Origin of the sequence: Psychrobacter sp. ENNN9_III, from assembly GCF_001462175.1 — a bacterium.
Taxonomy (GTDB): Bacteria; Pseudomonadota; Gammaproteobacteria; order Pseudomonadales; family Moraxellaceae; genus Psychrobacter.
Genome location: NZ_LNUO01000181.1, coordinates 1 through 9,313 on the forward strand (window position 1 = coordinate 1; position 9,313 = coordinate 9,313).

Genomic DNA, 9,313 nt, shown 5'->3' on the forward strand with positions numbered 1-9,313 from the left:
AGTAAGGCTGTCTTTTTTTATGGCTTGGATTTTATGCTTATAACTTAGTAGGTCGTGCAGGTACGTTCAAATTTAACTGCATCCGCGTTGATTGATTGTCGTCTATTGGCTGATTATTTTGCACCTGCATTTTGTTTTGCTGATTTAAGCGCTGCAATTGCTTAGTTAACTGACGCTCCTTTTGAGTCATAGCCTCAACTGGCTGAATCCAAGCATCTATGTCTAGATAAGTCTCGTCACTCTCTAAGACAAACTCAATGCCAAGCACAATAATGTGATGTAGCTCTACGAGTGGCAAACGAAGTGTAACATCTTGTGCAATTGCTTGTAGCCTTGGTTGGATAGCCGCTCTACTCTGCACGGTGTCTTTACCTTTTCCATAAAATATCATCACATAATGACGACCCAGACTTGTATAAGAGTGCTGATGAATAACATACCCATGCTCCCTCATAGTAAGTGCACGCTCAGAATGTTTATATAGGGTACGTATGAGCTCATGACGCGAAAACAAGGACTCATCTAATAGCTGTCGTTGCCATCTAGTCTGTGCGTCTACCACCTTTTTATTGGTTGTAGTAGACGGCTCACTAGCCAAGCTAATGATTTGTCTACTAAGCTGTGACCATAATATCGATGCCTGTTCTTGATGCTGGTGATAGGTCTGCTGTAAACTCATGTCTTGTTGTTTTTGTGCCAGACTCATCGCGATCAAAGCCGAATTTGGCTCATCCTGCAATCCATTTTTGATAAGCGCATTGTCTACACTTATAGCATGCGATAATAAAGCGTTGCTATGCATAAATTGGGAGATAAGCGCTGTTTCAGATTCAAAGCTGGCTACCCCGCTTATGAGCGATTGTCTAAGATGCGCTAAATGAAAGTCCAAAAATTGCCATAGGTCGCAAGGAGTCTGAACCCTTTCAATAGCTAGATGCCAATCCTGACGACTAAACACTTGCAGCATTTGCTCGTCTTTACCAACATCTGCTACCAAGTGCTCCATAAAGTAACCTGCCCCAAAACTATAGGTGATAGATTCCGTATCCGGTAACCTATTACCGTCTTTAGTCTTATCGGTATTTAATACTTGATTATCTACAAGCTGAACATCTATTACTAACACTGCATGAGACGCAGTCTCACTATCTTCATGATGCTGCAAGCTATGCTTTTGCCATATCATTGCAGCTTTGATAACAGCGATGCGTGCAGTCTCAATGTCAACCGTACTGCTTGTGATAGGTAGGGGCAATGACACTTCCAATATACGTAACTCTCCTACTGGCAACTTGTAAAAATACTGACAAGCAGAGTATTGTATATCCGATGAGTGCGATACGGGCAAGCTCACAGCAGAAGGCGGCAACTGTAGATAACAGGCGAGCGCTTCTAGCGCAAGGGATCGTTTAGAGAGAGGTTTGGTAGGGTCTGACACAATACATAACTCTTATTTTTGAAAAAATACAACTTTTTTGAACAAGTATCAATGTATACCTAACACGCAAAGTAAAACTCAACAGCGTGATAAATACCCATATCAGTGCCTTTAATCACCGTAACACTCATATACAAGAAGACTATTATACATGGCAGCTTTATTGTCGCTTTCAAAGCAATGACTTGTTATGATGATAATAAAGTAACCATATTTAGACGTCGATTTATGGATTATAAACTGATCGACAGCGCCTCTATTGGTTTTACTTATATATTTACTCTCTTATAATAACAAGGATTGAAGGTCATGAAACGTTTTAAAGAAAAAACAGTCATCGTTACAGGGGCAGGCTCAGGTATTGGCCGAGCAACTGCCATTCGATTTGCCCAAGAAGGCGCCAGTGTCGTCTTAGTAGGGCGTACTGCTGAAACTTTGGAAGAAACCGCAAAAGAGTTTCCCCCAGATCGTACATGGATTCATACCGACAATTACCTTACAGTTACCTGTGATATTAGCGTACAAAGCCAAGTACAAGAGATGGTAAAACGAGTCATAGAAAAGTTTGAAAGGATTGATGTATTAGTAAATAACGCTGGCAAAGCAATACAAGGTAAAATTACTGAGGTGTCAGCTGAAGATTGGAGATCAGCGATTGATGTTAATTTAAACGGTACCTTCTATGTCTGTCAGGCCGCGATGCCATATCTGATCAAGACGAAAGGCAGTATCATTAATGTCTCATCGCTTTCGGGTATTGGAGGCGATTGGAACATGGCCGCCTACAATGCAGCTAAAGCTGGAATTACCAATTTAACTCGTACGTTAGCGCTAGATCATGGTCCAGATGGCGTACGAGTCAATGCGGTCAATCCAAGCGTAACTGAAACCAATATGACCAGTGCTATCCAAAACAACGAGACTAAAACCAACAAATTTTTGGCCCGTTGCCCACTAGGTCGCCTTGCCACTCCTGAAGATATTGCCGCAGCGATAACATTTTTAGCAAGTGATGATGCTTCGATGATTACTGGTGTTAATTTGCCTGTCGATGGCGGTGTTAATGCTTCTAATGGTCAACCAAACTTTTAAAGTCCGATAGCAAGACCCTTATTATGGTTAGATATTAATCACACTATTATAAGCCTCGACGATAAACTTAGACTACAACGAACTAAGATGAAAAAGCCCCCAATATTAAAATATCGGGGGCTTTTGGGTATAGATACCTAACAACGACCTGCTTTAATAAAAGTGTCAATTACCTGCGTTATTAATATCTTGTAGCGGCTGCGACAAGCGCTCAGGATATCTTGGAACCACTCCTTGATATTGGCTATAAATCTTTTGCAAATCTCCTGCAATATCTCCAGTAGGATAGACCAAAGACATAAATCGTATCTCTTTGGTTTTGTAATCCATTGCTACTGGCAAGATTGGCACATTGGCTCCTACTGCTAAATAGTAAAACCCTGTCTTCCACTCTTTGGTATATTGACGGGTTCCCTCTGGCGCCAAGCCCAAAAATAGCGGCTTACCAGTTTTAAACTTATCGATACTCGCTTGTAGTACCGAGCCTTTATTGCCACGATCAATCGGTATAACACCTATCCAATTTAACAACTGTGCAAATACAGGTACCTTAAACAAAGTATGCTTACCCATGATGCTAATTTTTAGATCTAGCGCAAATAAACTGGGAATAGCATAGATACCATCGACATTAGATGTGTGCGGAAGTGCCAATACCACTGCTTGCGGAATATTTGGTATCTCCCCGACTGTACGCCAGCCAGCTGCTTTTAACATCAACGATGCGATGATCGGCGCGACTTTGTTACCACGTCTTGGAACTAAATCACCCAAGTGTCTTTTACTAAGTTTAGGGAGTTTTGACAATACATTAAAGCCTATAAAGTAAAAACGAATACTAGCCTCAAGTAAATAGGACTAAATCGCCTTTTGTAAAATTTTAGCATTTTAAAAATTATAAACCATACCAAGCATTTTAAAAATTATAAAACGCCATACAAACCAAACTACTTTGTAGCGAGAGTGAAGATCTACAATGAAATATCAGCCAAATTACCTTTGTCCTCAAGCCATGACTTACGATCAGCGGCACGTTTTTTGGCGAGCAGCATATCCATCATGCTACTGGTTAGGACGATATCATCCATATCCAATTGAACCAAACGCCGAGTATCACGGTTCATTGTGGTTTCACGCAATTGCTCTGCACTCATCTCACCAAGCCCCTTAAAACGTGTAATCTGCGCTTTTTTATTGCCAGGCACATTGGCTAAGATATGTGCAAGTTCAGGTTCATCTAGTGCATAATGGACTTCTTTACCCACATCGACCCGGTATAAAGGTGGCATCGCAACAAATAAATGTCCTGCATCAACGAGCGCAGGGAAATGTTTGACAAACAGAGCACAGATTAACGTTGCAATATGTAGGCCATCAGAGTCTGCATCGGCTAAAATACATATTTTGTCATAACGTAGCTCAGACAAATCATCGGAGGCCGGATCGACACCGATAGCAATAGCGATATCATGGATCTCTTGACTCGATAGTACCGTATCTGATGATACCTCCCACGTGTTCAGAATCTTACCACGTAACGGCAATATCGCTTGATAATGGCGATCGCGCGCTTGCTTAGCTGAGCCGCCAGCCGAATCCCCTTCGACTAAAAATAGCTCCGCGCCATCACGCAAATCACCACGACAATCTGCTAATTTGCCAGGCAAAGCTGGACCTTGAGTAATTTTCTTACGGGCGACTTTCTTGGCAGATTTTAAGCGCCGACCCGCTTTATTGATGGCTAATTCCGCAATTTGCGTACCATATCAGCATGCTGATTGAGCCACAGACTAAAAGCATCTTTTGCAAGCGTCTGCACAGCACCAGCCGCTTCACGGCTAGAGAGTCGCTCTTTGGTTTGCCCAGAGAACTGCGGCTCTGAGAATTTAAGCGATAGAATATAGTTGATCCCGTCCCATACGTCTTCTGCCGTAAGTTTCACACTACGTGGTAGTAAATTGTGAATATCACAAAACTCACGCAGGGCTTCCAAAATACCAGTACGCAGTCCGTTAACATGGGTGCCGCCTTGCGCGGTTGGAATCAAGTTCACGTAACTTTCTTGAATTGGCGTGCCACCTTCAGGCAACCAAGACAGCGCAAAGGTAATGCCTGCGCGTTCACCTGCTTTTGCCTCGTGATTATAATAAAATGGCGCGGGTGGTAACGTCTCCAGTCCATCTAGCTGCTCACTGAGGTACTCCACCACCCCATCGGTAAACTGCCAAACGACTTTTTCGTTATTGATATCATCAACGAATTCAATCGTCAGACCAGCGGCCAACACAGCTTTGGCTTTTAGATTGTGCTTAAGCTGTTTGACATTGAACTTGGGCGTATCAAAAAAACTTCCATCCGCCCAAAAACGTACCCTAGTACCACGTTTTCGTTTATTGGAACTGACAGACTCAGTAAGCTTTGTGACTGGCGCACCATTTTCAAACGCCATATCAAACTGCGTACTGTCTCGCCATACCGTTACCTCAACACGCGTCGATAGTGCATTGACGACAGAGATGCCAACGCCATGCAAACCGCCTGATACTTCATAATTAGAGGTCGAAAATTTACCGCCAGCATGCAGACGCGTCAAGATAAGCTCTATACCTGATTGACCAAACTCAGGATGAATATCAGTGGGCATCCCGCGACCATCATCTTCAACGGACAACGAGCCATCACTATGTAATTGAACTTTTATGATTTTAGTATAACCAGCCAACGCTTCATCAACGGAATTATCGATGACTTCTTGTGCCAGATGATTGGGACGTGTGGTGTCGGTATACATACCCGGACGACGACGTACCGGCTCAAGACCTTCTAATACTTCTAACGATTGTGCATTATATTGACTCAAAATGCCTTCCTTTATTATTCACATATCATTGTTTCTATCTAACCATTATAACCAAAAATGGCGCTCTTTACGTCAATCGTCAGTAGCTTACGTCAGATAATGTCGTCTCTATAAGACAACCTAGCTCAGACTAATTGTTGTACCATTTCAATGACTTTGGGCAAATGCTTAGCAAAATCACTAAACCTATGATCGCCGCCTTCTTGTATGGTGACAGTCGCACCTTGCTGCTGGTAAAACGCTGCTGATAAATTGGCATCCAGTAATTCATCGTCTTTTTTGAGCATGACAGTGACCTGACTTGGATTGGCAACCGACAATAATTGATGATGAGCAAACCACTGTAAGTCTGCCTTCGTCATCGCCCAGCCACCAGGAGTGGTATAAAGCGTCTCATCCTTATTGTCATCCATTTTTAAAGTAACAGCGTTTTTATCGTCTTCAAAACGTTGTAAAGTAATATGCGGCTGTGTGCTAGGGTTTAATAATAAAATAGGACAGCCAGTATGATTGCTGACGAGCGTTGAAAAATATCCACCCAATGAGCTTCCTACCAAGACGGTTTTGGCGTCCTTGCTAAGTTTACTGACTAGATCCGTTAAGTAACTAAACACTTGCTCTGGCGACTGATTTAAATCAGGACGATGTACTTTGATATCAGGACAATGCTGTTGACAATATTGCTCTAATAAAAGTCCTTTAGTAGAATTGGCATCGCTATCTAGACCATGCACGTACACAATATTCATATGCAATCTCATCTTTGTAATTGGTTATACTATAAAAATTGATAGATAGTGAGCATAACACCAGTCATATAGCGATAATAGTGCTAAAAACGCGAATCTATAGTCAAATCAAATTAGTATGAATACTGACTTAAAATAGGTTATTCAAAATAAAAAAAAGACAAGGAGACGTCATGAGTGAGCAGATTGAACTGTTTGATATTGACAATCCTTGTGTTGGGATTTGCACTAGTAATAAAAAAGGCTATTGTTTCGGCTGTCTACGCAGTCGTACTGAACGTCAATTATGGTTAAGTATGAACACCGAACAACGTCGTGAGGTGCTAAGACTAATCGTAGGTCGCAAACAGCGTATTGAGCAGATGCGCCAGCGTAAAGGGCAGCAATTGGACTTCGATTTTGAAGAAGTGGTTGAGGTGGGTGAGTTATTTTAATTATTAAATCTTAATAAACAATAAATAGTACTAATATAATGATTCTATCAAATAACATTGGAATCTGTCCTGCTAACCTCGAAATAAATAAATGAAGATTGTTAAAACTTAATGATTATCAACGGTTATTAAAAAAGCAGAAGAGAATAATGGCTAATCCTATAGCAAATAGTGTAAAAGATACTGTCACCCAATCACGTCAAATCGAACAGCTCTACGCTGGGGTTGATACCCAAGACGGTGCTGGCGTCAAATTGACTCGTGTGCTGACGCAGCAGCTGCAACAGCGTCTTGATCCATACTTAATGCTCGATAACTTCAAAAGCGACAATCCCGACGATTATGTCGCCGGTTTCCCCAACCACCCCCATCGCGGCTTTGAAACCATTACCTATATGATTACGGGTCGTATGCGTCATCGTGATAGTGCAGGTAACGAAGGACTATTGCAAAATGGCGGCGTACAGTGGATGACGGCAGCGCGCGGGGTGATCCATTCAGAATTGCCTGAGCAAGAAGATGGCGCAATGGAAGGCTTCCAGCTTTGGCTCAATCTACCTGCCAAAGATAAAATGAATGACCCTTGGTATAAAGACTTCCAAAGTGATGATCTACCTAAATATACTACTGAAGATGGCGTAAGCGTCACGGTAATTGCAGGTACCTCACACGGCGTAGAAGGCGCAGTCACCCGCGACATCACTGAGCCGACGTACTTGGATATCCATTTATCAGCAGGAACGAGCTTTAGCCAAGCCATTCCAGCCGATCACAATGCATTTGCCTTTGTATATCGCGGTAAAGTAGATATCGAAGGCGAAACCGTGCCGACTAAGACCATGGCTATCTTGAAAAATGATGACAATACGGATGGCGTTACCATTACCGCTGATAGTAGTGAGGATACCAAAGTGATCTTAATCACTGGTCGCCCACTACGTGAGCCGATTGTGCAGTACGGTCCGTTTGTCATGAACAATCAGCAAGAAATCATGCAAGCCGTCACCGACTTCCAAAGTGGTAAATTTGGTGAAGGGGCTTAGTGGTTAGTCTAATTTTTCAAATACTCTATTAAATGTTAATGCCCATATTAGTTCGCTGATATGGGCTTTTTTTGTGGGGAAAATTGTTGTTTTGAGTGTCAATTATGGCATGACGACTGAGAAAATACGACAACTTCAAAGTGACCAATTGTGTTTTAATTTCAAGGAAGTAGTTGAAGCTGGGAATTTTTTTAGAGAAGTAATAATTTTGATATGAATTTATATCAAGAAGCACCTTTATTTGTATTCTTTATCGTCGTTTTTTTCTAGCTTTGTATATTGTCTCAGCCATAAGCTCAGTAGTGGTCTGTTCACCATCTTTAGTTCTATATCTTGTATCAGGATGATATTCTTTGTTTTCATACATTTTCCATTCAGCAACTAGCAGCTTTTCTTCAAAATGATTTAAGTTAAGATTTAGCCACATTGAAAGCTGTTGGAAATTATAAGCGATGCTCTCTCCCTTCTGTTCCTTCAAAAAGGACTCTAAATCTATAGGGTAGTTACGCTCTTCTGCAGCCATAATAGCTGTTCGTGCTATAGACAGTAGCTGCTGCCCAACAAACTGCATTGAGTAGTCTGCTGTACCATGACGAAGACCGTATTTGATTCTCAGTTTCTTAGAATGTGACCAATACCTATCTTCTAAAAGTAAAAGTCGCTTATAGTATGTTTTTAAAATTTCAGTTTCGATCAGTCCTTTAGTATCAACCTTCAACTCATCAAAGGTTTTAAGTTTCACATTAGTGTTATTAGCTGCTTCAAAAGCACCACTTTGAAATCCTGCTAAAGATATAATAAACCCACGGTCTGCACCTATATCATCTACAATTGATCTTAGTGTTAGTACTTGAGCCTTAGTTACTTTACTTTTCCAATGTTTTGCTTCGATAATCCAAATAATGTTTTCACCTAAAAATCTAGTTTTAACGAATATATCTATGTCATGACAAGTACGTACTCCTTGCACTCTAGCGTTAGTCTCTGCGTCAGCTCCTAGCGAACTAAAATGATCTTTTATATCTTCTTGGAATTCAAACCAATCTATTTTTTTGATCATATCTTCTCTTAAACTTTAGGATTTTGCTAAACTTAGAACAATGAATATCTATAACCAAAAAATAATGATTAAATATTCTTATCTTGTTTAAATAATTTTTTAGCTATTTACACCATAAAATATGATTTGTTGCACAACCTACACTTCTACTACCAAAGTTCATTGTTTCTATCGCTCTAACATCGTCACGATAGGCTACTTGAAGCCATTCGACTTCGTTGCTTGTATCGAATAATGAATAATCTTGTCCGACTCTGATAAAGCCTAAATCAGCTCCAAGCGAAGCATTCAAACCGACTTTAACAGTAATTCTTTTATCTGGACTCCACTCTACTACACCATATTCATTAGGCAACCAAACAATCACTTCTTCTGTTTTATCAGGTGTTGTAAAGCTTTCAAAGTATGACTCTTTCAGTTTACTTGGACTTTGTAAAACACTGTTAAAACTTGAGTCACAAGATGCATCTTCTAACATAAACTCTGAAGGATGCTTATCCCTAATATCTTTAAACCTTGCTTTTAAAATTGGACTTTCATTGATAGTGTTTAGCCATGCTCGACGTACAGCAGCAGAGAAATTTCTAATTTGCCAAGTTTCAACTTTCTCTGAAGGTTTAAAATGAAAAGGGGGGGG

At 40.8% G+C, this 9,313-nt stretch carries 8 protein-coding genes and 1 pseudogene; 3 read left to right on the forward strand and 6 right to left on the reverse strand.

The genetic code is table 11. The features are described from left to right. Window positions 1-37 precede the first annotated feature (37 nt). Entirely contained in the window at window positions 38-1,438 is a 1,401-nt protein-coding gene (locus PENNN9_RS11095; protein ID WP_075103547.1) for a hypothetical protein, read from the reverse strand. Between the two features lie 309 nt (window positions 1,439-1,747). On the opposite strand from PENNN9_RS11095, the gene PENNN9_RS11100 reads away from it, so the two are divergent. Then, window positions 1,748-2,530 (forward strand): SDR family NAD(P)-dependent oxidoreductase, encoded by a 783-nt coding sequence (locus PENNN9_RS11100; protein WP_058369739.1) that lies wholly within the window; start codon window positions 1,748-1,750, stop codon window positions 2,528-2,530. Window positions 2,531-2,695: 165 nt separating this feature from the next. Here the strand turns inward: PENNN9_RS11100 and PENNN9_RS11105 are convergent, their stop codons facing one another. The 3 genes and pseudogenes from PENNN9_RS11105 to PENNN9_RS11115 form a co-directional block, all read right to left on the reverse strand. Beyond that, on the reverse strand, window positions 2,696-3,337 hold the full coding sequence (locus tag PENNN9_RS11105; protein WP_227511807.1) for a lysophospholipid acyltransferase family protein: 642 nt from the start codon (window positions 3,335-3,337) through the stop codon (window positions 2,696-2,698). A gap of 164 nt (window positions 3,338-3,501) precedes the next feature. Next, window positions 3,502-5,390, reverse strand: a pseudogene (gene parE, locus PENNN9_RS11110) (DNA topoisomerase IV subunit B). A 125-nt stretch (window positions 5,391-5,515) separates the two neighbouring features. Beyond that, on the reverse strand, window positions 5,516-6,139 hold the full coding sequence (locus PENNN9_RS11115) for a YqiA/YcfP family alpha/beta fold hydrolase (RefSeq protein ID WP_058369741.1): 624 nt from the start codon (window positions 6,137-6,139) through the stop codon (window positions 5,516-5,518). Between the two features lie 173 nt (window positions 6,140-6,312). On the opposite strand from PENNN9_RS11115, the gene PENNN9_RS11120 reads away from it, so the two are divergent. After that, window positions 6,313-6,573, forward strand: coding sequence for a DUF1289 domain-containing protein (locus tag PENNN9_RS11120; protein WP_058369742.1), 261 nt, complete (start codon window positions 6,313-6,315; stop codon window positions 6,571-6,573). A gap of 149 nt (window positions 6,574-6,722) precedes the next feature. Continuing rightward, window positions 6,723-7,616 carry a pirin family protein gene (locus PENNN9_RS11125; RefSeq protein WP_058369743.1) on the forward strand — a complete coding sequence of 298 codons (894 nt, stop codon included), beginning with the start codon at window positions 6,723-6,725 and terminating at the stop codon, window positions 7,614-7,616. A 250-nt stretch (window positions 7,617-7,866) separates the two neighbouring features. Here the strand turns inward: PENNN9_RS11125 and PENNN9_RS11130 are convergent, their stop codons facing one another. Both PENNN9_RS11130 and PENNN9_RS12855 read right to left on the reverse strand, forming a co-directional pair. After that, on the reverse strand, window positions 7,867-8,676 hold the full coding sequence (locus tag PENNN9_RS11130) for a restriction endonuclease (RefSeq protein ID WP_227511808.1): 810 nt from the start codon (window positions 8,674-8,676) through the stop codon (window positions 7,867-7,869). A gap of 103 nt (window positions 8,677-8,779) precedes the next feature. Further along, window positions 8,780-9,313 (reverse strand): hypothetical protein (locus PENNN9_RS12855; RefSeq protein ID WP_197409103.1); only part of this gene is annotated, 534 nt, incomplete at its 5' end.